The following is a 19,185-nucleotide window of genomic DNA, read 5'->3' as shown; positions in this document are numbered from 1 at the left end:
AGCATTGAGATTATATGTATCAAGGGATAGAGGTAATAGTAAAAATTGCCTCTATCCAATAGAAATAGATATTACAGATATAGCGTCACTTAAAAAAGCAGCAAGTTATGACCATGTTATGGCCAGGTACAAAAATAACTATCGCTCTAAAGATAATTTTTTAGAATCGGATTGTATTCCAATGGATATAGATAATGATCACTCTGAAAGTCCAGAGGATTGGATTGATATTAAGGATGTGAAATATTCATTTCCTAATACGGAGTTTTATGTTGTATATAGCAGAAATCACAATAGGGCAAAATATGGAAAAGAAGCAAGACCAAGAATGCACATTTACTTTCCAGTTCCATTAATAAAAGAAGTGGATGTCTATACTATGGTAAAAGAAGAACTGTCAGAATATTTTCCGTTTTTTGATAAAAATGCATTAGATGGTGCAAGATTCTTTTTTGGAGTAGAAGAACCTAAAGTTGAGGTTATAAGAGGGGAAAAGTATGTAACTGAAACAATAAAAGATGATTTTAAGTCATGGGATAGTGAGCAAGATTTAATTCTTGAAGGAAATAGAAATTCTTCAATGAGCCATTATGCTGGAAGAGTCTTAATAAGATATGGAAACACTGACATGGCAAGAAAGCTTTTTGAAGAAAAAGCTGCTTTATGCTCACCACCACTGGAGGATAGTGAGCTTGAAAAGATATGGAAATCAGCACTAAAGTTTGGAAATAAAATAACTTCCAAAGAGGGATATATTCCACCTGGAAAGTATGCTGTTGATTTTAAATTAAAGCCAGAGCAGTATTCTGACCTTTCTCAAGCAGAGGTTTTTGTTAAAGAGTTTGGAGATATAGTTAGATATTCACCAGCTACAAAGTTTTTAGTCTACAACGGGTCATATTGGGAGGAGTCAGATTTAAAAGCACAGGCACTTTCGCAAGAATTGGTGAATAGACAACTTGAAGAAGCAACGATTAAGCTTTTAGAGTTACGAGAGGAAATGAAGAAAAACGGAGCACTAGATTTAATTGAGAGTCTATCTACTAAAAAGGCAATAGAATTATTTAATATAGAGCAAAGAAATTCCTTTGAAAAATATCAGATTGCAGTAAATTATCAAAAGTATGCAATAAAACGAGGAGATACCAGATTTATTAATGCCACAACAAAAGAAGTAATGCCCATGGTTGAAATAGAACAGATTGAACTAGATAGAGATGAGTTTTTATTAAATACACCAACATATACTATCAATCTTTTAGATGGAGCAGATATAGGGAAAGATGCATCTAATTTTATTACAAAACAGACAAGCATTGATCCTAATATAGAAGGTAAAGAGCTATGGGAGGATGCTTTAAATACTTTCTTTTGCAAAGATAAGGACTTAATATATTATGTTCAGAAAATTGCAGGAATGTCAGTAGTAGGAAAAGTGTATTTAGAAGCAATGATAATTGCCTATGGGGATGGTAGAAATGGAAAGTCAACATTTTGGAACGTTATATCTAGAGTTTTAGGAACGTATAGCGGTTCAATATCATCAGATATTTTGACAGTAGGATGTAAAAGAAATGCTAAACCAGAGTTAGCAGAAACAAAGGGAAAGAGATTATTAATTGCATCGGAACTAGAAGAAGGAATGAGACTTTCCACTGCAAATGTAAAGCAGTTGTGTTCTACAGATGAAATTTATGCTGAGAAGAAATTTAAAGCACCTTTTAAATTCACACCTTCTCATACTCTGGTCCTATATACCAATCATCTACCTAAGGTTGGAGCAATTGATGAAGGAACATGGAGAAGACTTATCGTTATTCCCTTTGAGGCGAAAATTGAAGGCAAGTCCGACATAAAGAACTATACAGATTATTTATATAAAAATTCTGGTGGAGCTATTTTAAATTGGATAATTGAAGGAGCAAAGAAAGTAATTGCTGAGGAATTTAAAATAAGTTTACCACAGAAAGTTATCAATGCCATTAAGAAATATAAATCGGATAATGACTGGATAGCAAGATTTTTTGAGACTTGTTGTGAAACAGATCCAAGCTTTAGTGAGAAGTCAGGAGAGCTATACAGTGAGTATAGGTCATTTTGTATGCGAACAGGAGAGTACACAAGAAGTACTTCAGACTTTTATAATGCTTTAGAATCTGAAGGATATAAAAGAAAGCGAACTAATAAAGGAAATATAATCTTAGGACTAAAACTAAAGTCTGAATTTGCTTAATAGTGTAGGTCGTGTAAGTTATTTCTATAGGTATTATATAGTAAATAAAAAAATTATATATATAAAAAGGTATAGATAACACCTACACAGACCTACACTTTCCCATAAAATGGAGGTTTTATGTTAGAAAAAGAGATAGAAAGAGAACTTGTAGTGGAATGTAAGAAACATGGAGGACAATGTCTTAAATTTATTACACCCTCCATGATGGGAGTACCAGATAGAATTTTACTATTTCCTAAAGGCAAAGTAGGATTTGTTGAAGTAAAAAGGCCTAAAGAAGTACCCAGACCAATACAGGTAAGAAGAATAGAACAACTACGAAATTTAGGATTTAAGGTTTTTATTTTAGACAATAAAAGAGATATAGAAAATATCATTAAAACTATGGGAGGTGATGCCTAGTGAAGTTCATACCGCACGAATATCAGAAGTATGCTATTAATTATATTCAAGAAAAACCAATCTCTGCTATATTCCTTGATATGGGCTTAGGTTAGGAAAGACAGTTATAAGCCTTTCAGCGATTAAAGATTTACTTTTTGATAGTTTTGAAGTTAGAAAGATATTAATAATTGCACCACTAAGAGTTGCAAGAGATACTTGGCCAGATGAAATAGAAAAGTGGAACCACCTAGACATTCTAAAATATTCAGTAGCAATTGGCTCAAAGGAAGAAAGGATAAAAGCACTTAAAGAAGAGTCGGATATTTATTTAATCAATCGTGAAAATATAGATTGGTTAATTAATAAATCAAATCTACCTTTTGACTATGACATGTTAGTCATTGATGAATTATCAAGTTTTAAGTCTAATCAATCAAAAAGGTTTAGGTCACTTATAAAGGTAAGACCAAAGGTAAAAAGAATAGTAGGACTTACTGGCACTCCCAGTAGTAATGGTTTAATGGACTTGTGGGCAGAATTTAGATTACTTGATATGGGTAAAAGGCTAGGAAGATTTATCACGCAATATCGAGAGATATATTTTAAACCAGATAAACGAAATGGCAATATCATATATTCCTATAAACCTAGAGAATTTGCAGAAGAATCAATTTATAAAAAAATATCGGATATAACAGTATCCATGAAAGCAGAAGATTATCTTAAAATGCCAAAGTTAATAATAAATGAAGTTGTAGTTGAATTAGATGAAAAGGAAAGAAATATATATGAAACTCTAAAAAAAGAGTTAGTTGTGGAACTAAAAGACAAAGAAATAGATGCAATAAACGCTGCATCTTTATCAAATAAACTTCTTCAAATGGCCAGTGGTTCTATTTATGATGAAGATAAAAATAGTATAAAGATTCATGATAGAAAACTAGATGCACTTGAAGACTTAATTGAAGGAGCAAATGGGAAACCAGTGTTAATCGCTTATTGGTACAAGCAAGATATCAAAAGAATTAAAGAAAGAATGAAAGTAAGGGAATTAAAAACAAGTTCTGATATTAAAGAATGGAATCAAGGTAGAATTCCTATTGCTACAATACATCCAGCTTCAGCTGGCCATGGACTAAATCTTCAAGCAGGAGGCTCAACACTAATATGGTTTTCACTTACATGGTCCTTAGAGTTATATCAACAAACTAATGCTAGACTTAATAGACAAGGACAAAAGGAAAATGTAGTAATTCATCATATTATTACGAAGGATACAATTGATGAAAAAGTTATGAAAGCACTAAAACTAAAGGAAAGAACACAAGATTTGTTAATTGATGCAGTGAAAGCTAATTTGGAGGTGGTTGATTGAATGCAAAAGAATACCTATCTCAAGCTTTTTATTTAGATGAAAGAATAAACAATAAGATAGAGCAAATTGATATGTTAAATTCATTAGCTACAAAGGCCACTACCACATTATCTGATATGCCTAGAAGTAGAAATGAAAGTACATCTAAAATGGAAGATACCATTATAAAGATAATTACATTGCAAGAAGAAATTAATAAAGACATTATTCGGTTGGTTGATTTAAAAAGAGAAATCATTGGTGTAATTAATAAAATTAAGAATAAGGAGCACCAGACTATTTTAGAAAAGAGATATCTTTGTTTCTTAAACTTTGAGCAAATTGCAGTTGATATGAACTTTAGTATTCAACATATATTTAGGATTCACAATAAGGCCATCGGACAAATTCAAATTCCAAAAGAGGAGAGTAAATGTGATAGAAAGAGAGTATAGGCTTATGATAGTATTAAGATAGCAAAATAATATATAAAGCCTTGGAATATAAATTCCAGGGCTATTTTTATGAGGTGAAGTAGATGCCAAGAAAACCAGCAAAGCCATGTGCTTTTCCAGGATGTCCTGAATTAGTACATGAACGCTACTGTGACAAACATAAAAAAGAAACAGGAAGACATTATGAGAAGTATAAACGAGATCCAAAAACAAAGAAAAGATATGGATACCGTTGGAAGAAGATTAGAGATAAATATATTAAGTCCCATACACTTTGTGAGCAGTGTAAAAAAGAAGAAAGAATAAAGACTGCAGAAGAAGTCCATCATATAGTACCTTTATCAAAAGGAGGTACACATGATGAAGAAAATCTTATGGCACTTTGTAAATCATGTCACTCAAGGATTACAGCCCTTGAGGGTGACCGATGGAGAAGGAGTTGAAGGGGGAGGTCAAATCTCTAAAAGGAAGGCAAAAAGGGAACGGTGGGGGCCTCTCACGCACAAAAATTGCAGTTCAAACAGGGTATTAATGACCTAACCCAAAATCTGTGATTTTGTAGGTAGGTCAGATACAGTCTTACACCGTGAATAAGGACTGAAAGGACGATGTGAGCGATAAAGATGGAGGGGATACTATCGCAAGAGATGGAACGTACAGAGGTGGTAGAAGGCCTAGAGCTGGAGAAAGACCAGAACCACTGATCGATAAAGTAAATAAGGGAAAAGCAACAGAAATAATGGATATTCCAGACTTTCCCAAAAGTACAATTTTAGAAACAAATGAACTATATGTAGACTCAGATTTATTTGGAGAAGATATGCCTGATCCATCAGAGTATCTTTCACAGAAACAAAGAGATGGAAAACCTCTAGGAGCAGATGAAATATTTAAGGAAACATGGATGTGGCTTAAAGAAAGAGGATGTGACAAGTTAATTAATAGCAGACTACTAGAATCATACTCTCAAGCTTTTGCCAGGTTTATTCAATGTGAAGAAGCTATTAGTGAATATGGACTTTTAGGAAAGCATCCTACAACTGGAGGAGCTATAGCTAGTCCTTTTGTAAGTATGAGTCAGTCTTTTCAAAAGCAAGCAAATCTACTATGGTTTGAAATATTCGATATTGTAAAACAAAATTCTCTTACTGCATTTACTGGGAATCCTAGAGAAGATGCAATGGAGAGATTATTAAGAAGAAATGAATAGAAGGGAGAAAATATGAAAACTCTATTAACAGCAGAAAGTGTATGTAAAGGACACCCAGATAAATTATGTGACCAAATTTCCGATGCTATTTTAGATTGGGCATTAATGAAAGATCGTGCTTCAAGAGTTGCAGTAGAAGTTATGGCAACGAGAGGTCATATTATAATTGCTGGAGAAATCACTTGTAAAGAAAAATTAGATATTAGATGGATTGTAAGAGATGTTTTAATGAAATTAGGTTATGAAACTCAAAAATATAAAATTCATGTGTATCTTCATAAACAAAGTGAAGATATAAAAACAGGAGTAGATTATTCGCTAGAGCAAAGGGAGAAGAAAACTTCAATATTTTCAATTCTAGGTGCTGGTGACCAAGGGACTATGTATGGTTATGCCACAAATGAAACTAGTGAAAAACTTCCACTACCATTAGTTTATGCTCATAAAATATGTAAAAGATTCGATAAGCTAAGGGAAGATGGAATAATTGAGGGCATATTATCAGATGGAAAGTCTCAAGTTTCCATTGAATATGAAGATGGAAAAGCAAAACGAGTGGAAAGTGTAGTTCTTTCAATTAGACATTCGGAATTTAAAAATGTAGATATTTTAAAAGAAGAAATTATGTCCTTAGTAGTTCTACCTATTTTTACTAATATTAAGATTGATGATAGAACAGAAATTTTAATCAATCCAAGTGGAAGATTTGTTGAAGGTGGTCCTGATGCAGATACAGGTCTTACAGGCAGAAAAATAATGGTTGATACCTATGGAGGAAGACCTCATGGTGGAGGTGCCTTCAGTGGAAAAGATCCAACAAAGGTAGATAGAACAGCTGCTTATATGGCAAGACATATTGCAAAGCAGATAGTTTCTGATGAAATAGCAGAAGAATGTGAAGTAGCTTTATCCTATGCAATAGGAAAAGCTGAACCAGTGGCAGTAAATATAAATACATTTAGAACAGGAATTGTACCTGATGATATTTTAGTTGAAATAATAAAGGACAATTATTCTCTTACTCCAAATGGAATGATTGATTATTTAGATTTAAAGATACCAATATATAGAGATACTGCTTGCTATGGTCATTTTAATTCAATTTTATTTCCATGGGAGCAAGTTAAGTATGGAAAGCTAAAAAAAGTGGTGGATAGTTATGGACATTAAAAAGATTGCTATCGATAAACTTATACCTGCTGAATATAATCCGAGAATTGATTTAAAGCCTGGAGATTTAGAATATGAAAAATTAAAGCGTTCAATAGAAACCTTTGGATATGTGGAGCCAGTAATTTGGAATAAAACTACAAGTAGAGTTGTTGGAGGTCATCAAAGATTAAAGGTATTAAAAGATATTGGACATAATGAAATTGACTGTGTAATAGTTGAACTTGATGAAGATAAGGAAAAAGCGCTTAATGTTTCCTTAAATAAAATTAGTGGAGATTGGGATAAAGAAAAACTAACAGATTTAATTACTGAACTTGAAGGTGTTGATTTTGATCTTTCCATTATGGGTTTTGAACCTTATGAACTAGATGAGTTATTTAAAGATGATTTAAAAGACGGAATTAAAGATGATGGTTTTGACGTAGAAGACGAACTTAAAAACCCAGCTATTAGTAAGAGTGGTGATGTTTGGATTTTAGGAAGACATAGACTCATTTGTGGAGATAGTACAAAAGAAGAAACTTATATGGAACTAATGGACGGAAATAAAGCAAATTTAGTTGTAACAGATCCTCCTTATAATGTGAATTATGAAAGTCAAGCAGGAAAGATCAAAAATGACAACATGGAAAAATCAGTATTTTATGAATTTCTGCTTAGCTCCTTTTTAAATATGGAAAAGTACCTAGCAGATGATGGTTCTATTTATGTGTTTCATGCTGATACAGAAGGACTAAATTTTAGAAAAGCATTTGAAGATTCAGGGTTTTATTTGTCTGGAACTTGTATATGGAAAAAGCAATCCCTTGTTTTAGGAAGAAGTCCATATCAATGGCAACATGAACCAATTCTTTTCGGTTGGAAGAAAAAAGGTAAACATAAATGGTATACAGGAAGGAAAGAATCAACTATTTGGGAGTTTGATAAGCCAAGTAAGAATAAGGACCATCCAACAATGAAACCTATACCATTAATTGCCTACCCAATATTAAATTCAAGTCTGACAAACTCTATTGTTTTAGATCCTTTTGGTGGAAGTGGCTCAACACTTATTGCTTGTGAGCAAACAGATAGAATCTGTTACACTATAGAACTTGATGAAAAATATTCTGACGTCATTGTAAAAAGATATATTGAACAAGTTGGTAAAACAACAGATATTTTTGTAATAAGAGATGGTGCAAAACTTTCTTACTATGAGATAAATAGTACCAACAAATAAAGTCTGAAACACTTGATATTAACACCTTTTAGAGCGAATATGTCATTAAAGGAGTGAGTGGTTTTGATTGATACTAAGACATTGGAGTATTTAAGAGAAACTTATTTGAAAGGAACAAGAGTAAAACTTGTCAAAATGGATGATTTATATGCACCACCTATAGAAACAGAAGGAACAGTAATTGGAGTAGATGATATAGGTTCAATTATGGTGAATTGGGATAATGGTAGTAGCTTGTCAGTTGTTTACAATATTGATAAATGTGAGATATTATAATAATAGCTAAGTAATGTATAGTAAAAAATAAATAGTTTATAAAATTTAGATAAGTAGAATATATTCTATAGAATTAACTATAATCTTTTTAAGAGGTGAGAAAATGTTTCCTAAAATAAAATATGAAAAAGTACCATTTTTAACTAAAAAATTAATAATTCCAATTGGAACAGTTAAAATGTTTTTTGATGGAAATCAAAAAGATTTTATGGTTTACAGAACATTAATAGATAAAAAATGGAATGGAATTGAAGAAGCCTTAACATTGAGATTTAATTTTAAACCAGATGGAAATAAACATAACATTAAATTTATCATTGAAACAGAAGAAGATTTTTCTCTAGATTATGCGGGTGGAGAATTTCAAGAAACTTTTTCGCTTGAACATGAAAATTTTTTGCTTATGTTTGGTGTAGAAGGAGATTTTGGTGGATTTTATAAAAATGGAATTTATGAATATAAAGGAGTCTATGAATTTGACGGAATTATTATAGAGGAAGAAAAAGAAATACCTATGAAATATGGATTTGATATTGATGTTTTTAGTAATTGCGGTGAACGAAATTTTGACTTTGCTATAACTTGGACAAGAGATACAAAAAATGAGATTGCTTTATGGTATAGTACTGATCCTTATTCAAATAGGATAGAATAAATAGTAAAAATAACTTTTTAATAGGGCTTATGCTCTATTTTTTTATACCCTAACTTTGGGAGGTGACTTATATGGGATGAGAGCATTAAAAGAATATAAACCAACAAAATTTATGGCTGAAGATTCCTATTATGATAAGGATAAAGCGGACTATGCAGTTGCATTTATAGAATTATTAAAACATACAAAAGGAAAATGGTCTGGGAAACCATTTAAACTTATTGATTGGCAAGAGAAAATTATTAGAGATTTATTTGGAGTAGTAAAGAAAAATGGATATAGACAATTTAATACTGCGTATATAGAGATACCTAAGAAACAAGGAAAATCAGAACTTGCAGCTGCAGTAGCACTACTTTTAACATGTGCAGATGGAGAACAAAGAGCAGAAGTATATGGATGTGCTGCTGATAGACAACAAGCTACAATTGTTTTTGATGTGGCCGCAGATATGGTTAGAATGAGTCCAGCCTTATCAAAAAGAGTTAAGATATTAGCATCTCAAAAAAGAATTATATATTTACCAACAAATAGTTTTTATCAGGTACTGTCTGCTGAAGCTTACTCAAAGCATGGGTTTAATATTCATGGAGTTGTATTTGATGAACTTCATACTCAGCCTAATAGAAAGCTTTTTGATGTAATGACGAAAGGCTCGGGAGATGCAAGAGCTCAACCTTTATACTTTCTAATTACAACGGCAGGAACAGATACACAGTCTATTTGTTATGAAACTCATCAAAAGGCTTTAGATATTATTGAGGGAAGAAAAACAGATTCTACTTTTTATCCAGTTATCTACGGAGCAAAAGAAGATGAAGATTGGGGAGATTCAAAAGTATGGAAAAAGGCAAATCCGTCTCTTGGAATAACGGTTCCAATGGAAAAAGTTGAAGATGCATATAATTCTGCAAAGCAAAACCCAGCAGAAGAAAACTCGTTTAGACAGTTAAGACTTAATCAGTGGGTAAAACAATCTATTAGATGGATGCCAATGGATAAATGGGATGAATGTGCTTTTAAGTTTAAACCAGAAGAACTAAAAGGAAGGGTTTGTTATGGTGGTTTAGACTTGGCAAGTACTACGGATATAACAGCATTTGTTTTAGTTTTTCCACCCTTAGATGAAGAAGATAAATATTATATACTATCATATTTTTGGCTACCTGAAGATAACTTGGAACTAAGAGTTTCAAGAGATCAAGTTAACTATGATTTATGGAAAAAACAAGGACATCTTTTAACAACAGAGGGAAATGTAGTTCACTACGGATTTATTGAGAAATTTATAGAAGATTTAGGCAAAATATATAATATTAGAGAGATTGCCTTTGATAGATGGGGAGCAGTTCAAATGGTTCAAAATTTAGAAGGTATGGGATTTACAGTAGTACCATTTGGGCAAGGTTTTAAAGATATGTCACCTCCAACTAAAGAGCTTATGAAATTAACTCTTGAAAAGAAAATAGCTCATGGAGGACAGCCTGTATTAAGGTGGATGATGGATAATATTTTTATTCGAACAGATCCAGCTGGAAATATAAAACCTGACAAAGAAAAATCAACGGAAAAGATAGATGGAGTTGTGGCAACTGTTATGGCACTAGATAGAGCAATAAGATGTGGGAATAACAATGAAGAAAGTGTCTATGATAATAGAGGATTATTGTTTATGTAATGATTTATAATCTTTATTATGGTAATATGATGATAAAGATAAATTCTACTTTAAAGGAGAAAAAAATGAAACTAGATGGATTTGGATTGTTCGTAAACGATATGCCTAAAATGATTCGATTTTACCGAGATGTATTAGGATTTGAAATTAAAGAAGATGAAGACGCAGATAATGTTTACTTAATTAAAGATGGAACCCTTTTTCTATTGTATGAAAGAAGTAATTTTGAAAAGATGACAAGTAGAAAATATGAGTATATAAAAGGGTTTAATGGACACTTTGAAATTGCCTTATATGTTGATAGCTTTGAGGAAGTTGACAAAAAATATAGAGAAGTATTAAGTAAAGGTGCTGTTTCAGTGTTAGAACCCACAACGGAACCTTGGGGACAGAGAACTTGTTTTATATCAGATCCAGAAGGAAATTTAATTGAGATAGGGTCTTTTAACAAACCTTTTGAAAGATAAATTTATATTTTTAAAAGTGGTTATTAAAAATAAAATGAATAAGGTGAGAAAATGAAGTATGATTGGATTGATGAGTATTTATTGAATAAAAAAGCTGCTAAAAAAGATTTGAAAGTGGAATGGAATTGGATTAGATATACTATTGCAGATAAATTATTTGTAGCTATCTGTTTAGACAAAGATGATAAACCATATTATATTACACTTAAATTAGAACCTTCAGAGGGAGACTTTTTAAGACAACAGTTTGAGGATATCATTCCAGGCTACTATATGAATAAGACTCATTGGAATTCTGTTAAAGTTGATGGTAATATATCAGACGATTTACTAAGAGAGATGTTAGATAAATCTTATAACCTAGTATTTTCATCTCTTAGCAAGAAGAAACAAAAAGAATTATTATCTATGTAATGTTTGAGGTGTTTTTTATATGATATTATTCTAATAAAGAAAAAATTCTAAATTATATGAGTGCAAAGGAAAAAACGCAATGTACATAATAGATGTACTAGAGCCGGTAGGTAGCCCGGCCGTCCTGTTTGTTAGTACAGGGTAAGTAACCTGCCCCTCCGGGTTGTCCATTCTTTGTTTTTACCAACAAAGGAGGGACTATGATGAATAGTAAACTTACAGTGTATTTTGAAAATCCGTTTTGGGTGGGAGTATTTGAAAGGAGAGAGGAAGGAAAATTATCAGTAGCTAAGGTTACCTTTGGTTCTGAACCAAAGGATTATGAAGTATATGAATTTATATTGAAATATTATGATAATTTACAATTTAGTTCATCTATAGAAGATGTTGTAACAGAAAAAAAGAAAAATCCTAAAAGAATGCAGCGATATGTGAAGAAACAACTTAAAGATACTGGAGTTGGAACAAAGTCACAGCAAGCTCTGCAATTGCAACATGAACAGAATAAGAAAATACGTAAAAAGAAGAGCAAAGAGGAGAAACTAGCAGAATCTAAGCGAATATTTGAATTAAAGCAACAAAAGAAAAAAGAAAAACATAAAGGCAGATGATGGTCTAGTAATAAAAAATTTGTCTTATATATTAGGATTAAAGAAATTAACAAAACAATGATTTACGTTGAGCATCTACTAAGTAGTAGGTGCTTTTTTGATGCAAGGAAGGAGATGATAATATTAACATATTTAAAAAATTGTTCACCTATAAAGGTACAAATAATTCTAGAGATAAGCCTAGGAATCGAATTGGTTCTAGCTTATCTTTTTTATTTGGACCAACAACATCTGGAAAATTAGTTAATGAGCAGACTGCTTTAACTCAAACGGCAGTTTATGCTTGTGTAAGAATTTTAGCTGAGAGTATAGCAGGTCTTCCTCTACATTTATATAGATATACAGATGATGGAGGAAAAGAAAAAAAAGTGAATCACTCCTTATACCGCCTTTTACACGATGAGCCAAATCATGAAATGACATCCTTTATTTTTAGAGAGACTATGATGTGTCATCTTCTTTTATGGGGGAATGCTTATGCACAAATTATTAGAAACGGAAGAAATGAAATAGTGGCACTTTATCCATTAATACCAAGCAAAATTGAAGTATCAAGAAGTGCAGGAGGAGAGCTTGAATACAAATACACTAGAGAAAAAGATGAGTTTGGAAGGACTGAAAAAATAATTCTTAGGAAAGAAGAAGTCCTTCATATACCAGGGTTGGGATTTGATGGACTAATTGGATATTCACCAATTGCTATGGCAAAAAACGCAATAGGAATGGCACTAGCAACAGAGGAATATGGGGCTACATTCTTTTCTAATGGCGCAAATCCTGGAGGAATACTTGAACATCCTGGAATAGTAAAGGATCCAGAAAAGCTTAGAGAAAGTTGGCAAACACAGTTTTCCAAATCCAATGCAAATAAGATAGCGGTATTAGAAGAAGGAATGAAGTTTACACCAATGTCCATTCCTCCAGATCAAGCACAATTTTTAGAAACGAGAAAATTTCAGATAAATGAAATAGCTAGAATCTTTAGAGTTCCACCTCATATGGTAGGAGATTTAGAGAAATCCAGTTTTTCAAATATTGAGCAACAATCTCTTGAATTTGTGAAATATACATTGGATCCTTGGGTGATTCGGTGGGAACAAGCAATGCAACAAAGTCTATTACTTCCAAAAGAAAAAGAAAAGCTTTTTATTAAATTCAATCTAGATGGTTTGCTAAGAGGAGATTATCAAAGCCGTATGAATGGATATGCAGTAGGAAGGCAAAATGGCTGGATGAGTGCAAACGATATAAGAGAATTGGAAAACTTAAATAAAATACCAAAGGAAGAAGGTGGAGATTTGTACTTAGTAAATGGGAATATGCTTCCTTTAACTAAGTCGGGTTCATTTTATAATGACCTACCCCCACAAGAAAATGAAGTGGAAGGTAGGTCAGATACAGTCTCACACTATGAGCAAGGGCCAAATGGACGAGGTGAATAGATGTGTAGTTGTACAGAGAGGAGGAAAAAATTGAATAAGTTTTGGAACTTTGTAAAAAATGAAGAAGGGAAAAGGCAACTATTCTTTAGTGGAGTTATAGCTGAAGAGTCATGGTATGACGATGATATAACTCCAAATATTTTTAAAGAAGAGTTGTTTTCAGATACTGGAGATATTGAAATATGGTTAAATTCTCCAGGTGGAGATTGTATTGCTGCTAGTAGAATTTATGCAATGCTTATGGACTACAAAGGAGATATAACTATAAAGATTGATGGCATAGCAGCATCAGCGGCTTCTGTTATTGCAATGGCAGGTACAAGTGTACAAATGGCACCAACTGCATTAATGATGATACACAATCCTTTTACTGTAGCCATTGGAGATAGCGAAGAAATGAAAAAGACAATAGATATGTTATCAGAAGTGAAAGAATCCATTATTAATGCCTATGAAATAAAAACTGGATTAAATAGAAATGATATTTCTAGACTAATGGATGCGGAAACTTGGATGAATTCAAACAAGGCAATAGAAATGGGATTTGCTGATTTAGTAATGGAAGATGGAAAAAGAAAAAACATAGCATCAAACTTTGTATTTTCAAGACGAGGAGTATCAAATTCGCTTTTACAAAAAATGAAAGTGAGAAATGCAGATAGAACCAATATAGAAACTTTAAAGAAAAGATTAAATTTACTTAGGAGGTAAATCATGAATAAAATTATAGAATTAAGAGAAAAGAGAGCAAACTTATGGGATAAAGCGAAAGCTTTTTTAGACGAGCATCAAAAGGGTTCAGAAGTATTATCAAAAGAAGATACAAAAACCTATGAAGAAATGGAGTCAGAAGTAGTAGCATTAGGAAAAGAAATTGATAGATTGGAAAGACAGCGAGGCATTGACTTAGAGTTGAATAGGCCAATTAGGGATATATTATTAAATAACCCAAGTAAAAAAGATGATAATAAGGAGTATAGTAAAGCCTTTTGGAATACTATGAAAGGACACAAGAATCCTGAATTAATAAATTCACTAAAAGTAGGAACGGATCCTGAAGGAGGGTATTTAGTACCAGACGAATTTGAAAGACAGATTATAGAAAGCTTGGAAGAAGAAAATATCCTTAGAAAAATAGCAAAGACCATTCAAACTTCTTATGGAGAAAGACTAATTCCAGTAGCAACAACAAAGGGTACTGCATCTTGGATAGCAGAGGAAGGAGTCTATGAAGAAAGTGATGTAGCTTTCGACCAAGTGACGCTAGGTGCTCATAAATTAGGGACTATGATAAAAATATCTGAAGAATTATTAAATGATTCAGCTTTTAATATGGAAGAGTATATTGCAAGAGAGTTTGCTAGAAGAATAGGTACAAAGGAAGAAGAAGCATTCTTTATAGGAGATGGGAAAGGAAAACCTACTGGTATTTTATCTGAAATAGGTGGAGCAGAAGTATCTGTTACTACTTCAGCTGGAGCAAAAATTACTTTTGATAACTTAATAGATTTATATTACAGCATAAAAGAAGGATACCGTAAAAATTCAGTATTCTTGATGAATGAAAAGACATTAAAGGAAATCAGAAAGCTTAAAGATACTAATGGACAATATATTTGGCAACCATCAGTAAGTGCAGGAGAGCCAGATAAAATTTTAAATCGTCCAGTTTATACATCTTCTTTTATTCCTGAAATAGCAGCATCTGCTAAAACAGTTTTATTTGGAGATTTTTCTTTCTACTGGATTGCTGATAGACAGGGTAGAAGTTTTAAAAGACTTAACGAATTATATGCAACGAATGGACAAGTGGGATTTTTAGGTTCTCAAAGAGTAGATGCTAAATTAATACTACCTGAAGCAATAAAAGTAATCCAACAAGGTGCTTAATATGGAATTGGATTTAAAGAATGTAAAGCTTTATCTTAGAGTAGATAATGACATAGAAGATGAGTTGATTTCTAGCTTAATGGTTACTTCTCAAAGTATTTGTGAAAATATTCTAAGACATCCAATTTCTGAATACGAAACCATTCCTGAAGGTATTAAACAGGCCATCCTATATGGGGTGGCCTATCTTTATGAAAATAGAGAAAATGCAGATTTAAACTTACTGATTAAGATGATGAGAGCAGTTCTTTATCCACATAGGAAAGAGGTGTTTTAATGAATATTGGAAGGTTAAAGCATAGAATTAAACTTCAAAAATCAGAATTTACTCAAGATGATTGGGGAAATAGTGAGGAAGAACTTGTTGAAATAGGTGAAGTTTGGGCTTATGTAACAAATCTACATGGGGAGGAATATTTTGCTGCAGCACAGCTCCAATTACACAAGGAGGTTAAATTCATAATCAGATATAACCCTGAAGTAGATGAAGATACAACAATTACATTTCGAGATAAAAATTATGATATTACTTTTGTAGATAATATTAAATATGGAAATGAATATATGGAAATTAAAGGAAAACAAAGAAAGTCATGGGAGTAGATAAGATGTTAAATAACAATTTTATAAATATAATATTTAGTACCATTGGTGGCTTTTTAGGATGGTATTTAGGAGGGATAGATGGATTTATCTATGTGCTGATTATTTTTATAGCTGTAGACTACATTACTGGAATATTAAGAGCGATTGTTGAAAAAAGACTTTCCAGTCGTGTAGGGGCAAAAGGGATAATCAAGAAGATAATTATATTTATAGTAGTAGGAGTGGCCAACTTATTAGATCTATATCTTCTCAAAGAAGGAAATGCTGTCCTTAGAACTGCAGTAATATTCTTTTATCTTTCAAATGAGGGGATTTCCTTACTAGAAAATGCATCAACAGTTGGACTTCCAATACCTGAGAAATTAAAAGAAATATTAATACAACTGCATAATAAGGAGGATAGTAGTGAATCTTAAAAAGAAAATCTTAACTAAAAATGCTTGCTATATAGCAGGAGTAAAAATAAAACCAACTGGAATTATGGTTCATTCAACGGGAGCTAATAATTCTTGGTTAAAAAGATATGTAGGACCGGATGATGGAAATTTAGGAGTAAATAAATATGGCAATCACTGGAATAGGTATTATCCCGATGGAAGACAAGTTTGTGTCCATGCTTTTATTGGAAAATTAAAAGACGGAACTATAGCAACGTATCAAACACTTCCATGGAATCACAGAGCTTGGCACTGTGGTGGTAGTGGAAACAACAGTTATATAAGTTTTGAAATTTGTGAAGATAATTTATTGGATAGAGAGTATTTCAATAAAGTATATAGAGAAGCAGTAGAACTCTGTATCTTTTTATGTAAGATGTATGGTTTAAATGAGAAAAATATTATTTGTCACAGTGAAGGATACTCTAAAGGAATCGCATCAAATCATTCAGATGTTATGCATTGGTTTCCAAAACATGGAAAAGATATGAATACATTTAGAGAAGATGTAAGGAAAGAATTAAATAATGAAGCTAAATTACCCATTCATAATTCCAACACATCTTCCTTTTTATTTAAAGTAGATATATCTAACCTAAATATAAGAACAGGACCTGGAGTCAATTATAAGACGATAGGTAGGTATACTGGGAAAGGAGTGTTTACAATAATAGAAGTAAAGACAGGGGAAGGCTCATTAAAAGGATGGGGAAGATTAAAATCAGGACTTGGATGGATTAGTCTTGATTATGGAAAAAGAGTATAAGAATACAAAACCTATGGGATTTTTCTCATAGGTTTATTTTTTTACTCAAAATCACACTTTTTGTCCTAAGAGTTATGAAGGAATTAATTTTTATAAATCTGTAACGTAGCTTAGGAGGAAAAGTATGACTGAAAATGAAATTTATAACGAAATTGATTATTTTAGAGCTAAAAATATTATAGATAATATGTTAGAACTAGCTTTAATTGATGAGGAAGAACATTCAAAAATCAAAGAATTATTAAAGGAAGAATACACACCATTCTTAATGGAACTATTGCCTTAAACCGTTGCTAATAACTGGTTTAAGAGGTAATATACACACTGCAAAAAGGGGGTGAAAGATTGAAAAAGGTAAGAAAACTAGATGTTAATAAAGAGAAAAGAGAGAAACTAAAAACGAAAGTTGCTGCCTATGCTAGAGTTTCGACTTCAAGTAATGACCAACTGGAAAGTTTAGAAAATCAAAAGAAACATTATTATTCTTATATTACTAAAAATCCAGACTGGAAATTTATAGACGTCTACTATGATGAAGGAATTACAGGAACATCAGTAGAAAAAAGAGAAGGTTTATTAAGATTATTAGAGCATGCAAGAGCGGGAAGAATTGATTTAATTCTAACAAAATCAATATCAAGGTTTTCAAGGAATTTAATTGATAGTTTAGAGATAGTAAGAGAGCTTATGAATCTAGGCGTATTTATTTACTTTGAAAAAGAAAACCTGAACACTGGGAGTATGGAAAGTGAATTAATCCTTACAATATTAAGTTCTCTTGCTGAAAATGAATCAATGTCTATTTCTGAAAATAATAAGTGGTCCTTTAGACGAAGGATAGAGAATGGAACATATAAACATGGTTATGCTCCATTTGGATATGATGTAGAAGATGGAAATTTAATGGTTAATAGAGAAAAGAAAAAGATAGTTGAGGATATTTTTATACATTACTTATCAGGCAAAGGAGCTTATTCAATCGCAGAGATATTAAATAAAGAGAATGTACCTTCACCTAAGGGAGAAAAGTGGGTAGAGGGAACGATTAACAATATTTTGAAAAATGAAAAGTATGTAGGAGATGCTATTTTACAAAAGACATTTACTGACCATAACTATAAAAGAAAAAGAAATAAAGGGCAAAAAGATATGTACTTTATTGAGAACAATCATGAAGGAATTATTAAAAGAGAAGATTTTGAAAGAGTACAAGACTTAATGGAATATAACGCCTTAAAGAAAGGAAATGACTCAAGTAAAAAATATCAAAATAGATATGCCTTTTCAGGAAAGATTATTTGTGGAGATTGTGGAGGAAAGTTTAAAAGAAGAACTCATTATTCTACAAATAATACTTCTTATATAGCTTGGACATGTGAAACTAGACTATCAAATCCAGATAGTTGTAGTATTAAGTTTATAAGAGATGAAGATATAAAAGTAGCTTTTCTAAACATGGTAAATAAGTTGATTTTTTCTAGGAAACTTGTTATTGAAAAACCTTTAACTGAGTTGACTAAAGACAATGGCAGTATGGTAGAAAAAGATATAAAAGTGATAGGCGCAGAGATAAAAGGACTTCATGGAAGGCATGAGAGATTAAATGATTTACTTAAAGCTAAACTAATTGACGATAATTCTTACAGTGAAGAAATCCAAAGGATAGATAATAAATTAGAAGTTTTAAATCAGAAAAAGCAAGAAAAGATTCAAGAAAAAATAGATATATCCTTTAAAATTAAAGAGCTAAATAAGTTGAATAAACTACTTATGAATCAAAGGTATCTGACTATATTTAATGAAGATTACTTTAGAGAAATAGTAGATCATATATTTGTTGAGACAAGAAGTAAAATAGAATTTCATTTGAAATGTGGTTTAGTCTTTCAAGAAGAACTGGAGTGAAAGA

At 31.8% G+C, this 19,185-nt stretch carries 23 protein-coding genes; all 23 read left to right on the top strand.

The annotated features are described in order from the left end of the window. The first annotated feature begins 4 nt into the window (after window positions 1–4). The 23 genes from CS899_RS04695 to CS899_RS04590 all read left to right on the top strand — a co-directional run bounded on the left by CS899_RS04695 (window position 5) and on the right by CS899_RS04590 (window position 19,181). Complete coding sequence (locus CS899_RS04695; protein WP_100065005.1) at window positions 5–2,233, top strand: phage/plasmid primase, P4 family; 2,229 nt, start codon at window positions 5–7, stop codon at window positions 2,231–2,233. A gap of 120 nt (window positions 2,234–2,353) precedes the next feature. Then, window positions 2,354–2,638, top strand: a complete 285-nt coding sequence (locus tag CS899_RS04690; protein ID WP_100065004.1) for a VRR-NUC domain-containing protein — start codon at window positions 2,354–2,356, stop codon at window positions 2,636–2,638. A gap of 106 nt (window positions 2,639–2,744) precedes the next feature. Then, window positions 2,745–3,995, top strand: a complete 1,251-nt coding sequence (locus CS899_RS04685; RefSeq protein ID WP_340637867.1) for an SNF2-related protein — start codon at window positions 2,745–2,747, stop codon at window positions 3,993–3,995. Next, entirely contained in the window at window positions 3,992–4,429 is a 438-nt protein-coding gene (locus CS899_RS04680; RefSeq protein ID WP_100065002.1) for a DUF1492 domain-containing protein, read from the top strand. The genes CS899_RS04685 and CS899_RS04680 overlap by 4 nt, the downstream gene beginning before the upstream one ends. An 83-nt stretch (window positions 4,430–4,512) precedes the next feature. Further along, window positions 4,513–4,872 (top strand): HNH endonuclease, encoded by a 360-nt coding sequence (locus tag CS899_RS04675; protein WP_100065001.1) that lies wholly within the window; start codon window positions 4,513–4,515, stop codon window positions 4,870–4,872. 167 nt (window positions 4,873–5,039) lie between these two features. Beyond that, on the top strand, window positions 5,040–5,639 hold the full coding sequence (locus tag CS899_RS04670; protein ID WP_479724603.1) for a P27 family phage terminase small subunit: 600 nt from the start codon (window positions 5,040–5,042) through the stop codon (window positions 5,637–5,639). Between the two features lie 12 nt (window positions 5,640–5,651). Then, complete coding sequence (gene metK / locus CS899_RS04665) at window positions 5,652–6,809, top strand: methionine adenosyltransferase (protein WP_100065000.1); 1,158 nt, start codon at window positions 5,652–5,654, stop codon at window positions 6,807–6,809. Beyond that, window positions 6,799–8,034 (top strand): site-specific DNA-methyltransferase, encoded by a 1,236-nt coding sequence (locus CS899_RS04660; RefSeq protein ID WP_100064999.1) that lies wholly within the window; start codon window positions 6,799–6,801, stop codon window positions 8,032–8,034. Before metK ends, CS899_RS04660 begins: the two co-directional genes overlap by 11 nt. A gap of 63 nt (window positions 8,035–8,097) precedes the next feature. Next, on the top strand, window positions 8,098–8,310 hold the full coding sequence (locus CS899_RS04655) for a DUF4314 domain-containing protein (protein WP_422879619.1): 213 nt from the start codon (window positions 8,098–8,100) through the stop codon (window positions 8,308–8,310). 103 nt (window positions 8,311–8,413) lie between these two features. After that, on the top strand, window positions 8,414–8,965 hold the full coding sequence (locus CS899_RS04650) for a hypothetical protein (RefSeq protein WP_100064997.1): 552 nt from the start codon (window positions 8,414–8,416) through the stop codon (window positions 8,963–8,965). Window positions 8,966–9,041: 76 nt separating this feature from the next. Then, window positions 9,042–10,643 carry a terminase large subunit gene (locus tag CS899_RS04645; protein WP_100064996.1) on the top strand — a complete coding sequence of 534 codons (1,602 nt, stop codon included), beginning with the start codon at window positions 9,042–9,044 and terminating at the stop codon, window positions 10,641–10,643. 65 nt (window positions 10,644–10,708) lie between these two features. Beyond that, window positions 10,709–11,110 carry a VOC family protein gene (locus CS899_RS04640; protein ID WP_100064995.1) on the top strand — a complete coding sequence of 134 codons (402 nt, stop codon included), beginning with the start codon at window positions 10,709–10,711 and terminating at the stop codon, window positions 11,108–11,110. A 51-nt stretch (window positions 11,111–11,161) separates the two neighbouring features. Next, window positions 11,162–11,524, top strand: coding sequence for an MmcQ/YjbR family DNA-binding protein (locus tag CS899_RS04635; protein ID WP_100064994.1), 363 nt, complete (start codon window positions 11,162–11,164; stop codon window positions 11,522–11,524). Between the two features lie 200 nt (window positions 11,525–11,724). Next, entirely contained in the window at window positions 11,725–12,135 is a 411-nt protein-coding gene (locus CS899_RS04630) for a YjdF family protein (RefSeq protein ID WP_207204743.1), read from the top strand. Between the two features lie 140 nt (window positions 12,136–12,275). After that, window positions 12,276–13,577 (top strand): phage portal protein, encoded by a 1,302-nt coding sequence (locus CS899_RS04625; RefSeq protein ID WP_100064993.1) that lies wholly within the window; start codon window positions 12,276–12,278, stop codon window positions 13,575–13,577. A gap of 30 nt (window positions 13,578–13,607) precedes the next feature. Continuing rightward, complete coding sequence (locus tag CS899_RS04620) at window positions 13,608–14,288, top strand: head maturation protease, ClpP-related (protein WP_100064992.1); 681 nt, start codon at window positions 13,608–13,610, stop codon at window positions 14,286–14,288. A 3-nt stretch (window positions 14,289–14,291) separates the two neighbouring features. Beyond that, on the top strand, window positions 14,292–15,467 hold the full coding sequence (locus CS899_RS04615) for a phage major capsid protein (RefSeq protein ID WP_100064991.1): 1,176 nt from the start codon (window positions 14,292–14,294) through the stop codon (window positions 15,465–15,467). A gap of 1 nt (window position 15,468) precedes the next feature. Beyond that, complete coding sequence (locus tag CS899_RS04610) at window positions 15,469–15,744, top strand: head-tail connector protein (RefSeq protein WP_100064990.1); 276 nt, start codon at window positions 15,469–15,471, stop codon at window positions 15,742–15,744. After that, window positions 15,744–16,070 (top strand): phage head closure protein, encoded by a 327-nt coding sequence (locus CS899_RS04605; protein WP_100064989.1) that lies wholly within the window; start codon window positions 15,744–15,746, stop codon window positions 16,068–16,070. The genes CS899_RS04610 and CS899_RS04605 overlap by 1 nt, the downstream gene beginning before the upstream one ends. 5 nt (window positions 16,071–16,075) lie before the next feature. Further along, complete coding sequence (locus CS899_RS04600; RefSeq protein WP_100064988.1) at window positions 16,076–16,489, top strand: phage holin family protein; 414 nt, start codon at window positions 16,076–16,078, stop codon at window positions 16,487–16,489. Beyond that, window positions 16,479–17,276: an N-acetylmuramoyl-L-alanine amidase gene (locus tag CS899_RS04595; protein ID WP_100064987.1), complete on the top strand. Its 798-nt coding sequence runs from the start codon at window positions 16,479–16,481 to the stop codon at window positions 17,274–17,276. The genes CS899_RS04600 and CS899_RS04595 overlap by 11 nt, the downstream gene beginning before the upstream one ends. Before the next feature lie 124 nt (window positions 17,277–17,400). Further along, the gene (locus CS899_RS10810) at window positions 17,401–17,562 is read left to right on the top strand and encodes an SHOCT domain-containing protein (RefSeq protein WP_164995850.1); all 162 of its coding nucleotides are present in this window, start codon (window positions 17,401–17,403) and stop codon (window positions 17,560–17,562) included. Between the two features lie 59 nt (window positions 17,563–17,621). Further along, window positions 17,622–19,181 carry a recombinase family protein gene (locus CS899_RS04590; protein WP_100064986.1) on the top strand — a complete coding sequence of 520 codons (1,560 nt, stop codon included), beginning with the start codon at window positions 17,622–17,624 and terminating at the stop codon, window positions 19,179–19,181. The last annotated feature ends 4 nt before the right edge of the window (window positions 19,182–19,185 follow it).

The organism is Miniphocaeibacter massiliensis, assembly GCF_900232905.1.
GTDB lineage: Bacteria > Bacillota > Clostridia > Tissierellales > Peptoniphilaceae > Miniphocaeibacter > Miniphocaeibacter massiliensis.
Note: the sequence above shows the minus strand (reverse complement) of the source record. Positions and strands in the feature narration are given on the sequence as shown.

Bases quoted from the DNA above. Each gene is read 5' to 3' on its own strand.
- CS899_RS04690 (WP_100065004.1), top strand. From the start codon at position 2,354: ATGTTAGAAAAAGAGATAGAAAGAGAACTTGTAGTGGAATGTAAGAAA.
- CS899_RS04675 (WP_100065001.1), top strand. From the start codon at position 4,513: ATGCCAAGAAAACCAGCAAAGCCATGTGCTTTTCCAGGATGTCCTGAA.
- metK (WP_100065000.1), top strand. From the start codon at position 5,652: ATGAAAACTCTATTAACAGCAGAAAGTGTATGTAAAGGACACCCAGAT.
- CS899_RS04660 (WP_100064999.1), top strand. From the start codon at position 6,799: ATGGACATTAAAAAGATTGCTATCGATAAACTTATACCTGCTGAATAT.
- CS899_RS04650 (WP_100064997.1), top strand. From the start codon at position 8,414: ATGTTTCCTAAAATAAAATATGAAAAAGTACCATTTTTAACTAAAAAA.
- CS899_RS04645 (WP_100064996.1), top strand. From the start codon at position 9,042: ATGAGAGCATTAAAAGAATATAAACCAACAAAATTTATGGCTGAAGAT.
- CS899_RS04640 (WP_100064995.1), top strand. From the start codon at position 10,709: ATGAAACTAGATGGATTTGGATTGTTCGTAAACGATATGCCTAAAATG.
- CS899_RS04635 (WP_100064994.1), top strand. From the start codon at position 11,162: ATGAAGTATGATTGGATTGATGAGTATTTATTGAATAAAAAAGCTGCT.
- CS899_RS04630 (WP_207204743.1), top strand. From the start codon at position 11,725: ATGATGAATAGTAAACTTACAGTGTATTTTGAAAATCCGTTTTGGGTG.
- CS899_RS04615 (WP_100064991.1), top strand. From the start codon at position 14,292: ATGAATAAAATTATAGAATTAAGAGAAAAGAGAGCAAACTTATGGGAT.
- CS899_RS04610 (WP_100064990.1), top strand. From the start codon at position 15,469: ATGGAATTGGATTTAAAGAATGTAAAGCTTTATCTTAGAGTAGATAAT.
- CS899_RS04605 (WP_100064989.1), top strand. From the start codon at position 15,744: ATGAATATTGGAAGGTTAAAGCATAGAATTAAACTTCAAAAATCAGAA.
- CS899_RS04600 (WP_100064988.1), top strand. From the start codon at position 16,076: ATGTTAAATAACAATTTTATAAATATAATATTTAGTACCATTGGTGGC.
- CS899_RS10810 (WP_164995850.1), top strand. From the start codon at position 17,401: ATGACTGAAAATGAAATTTATAACGAAATTGATTATTTTAGAGCTAAA.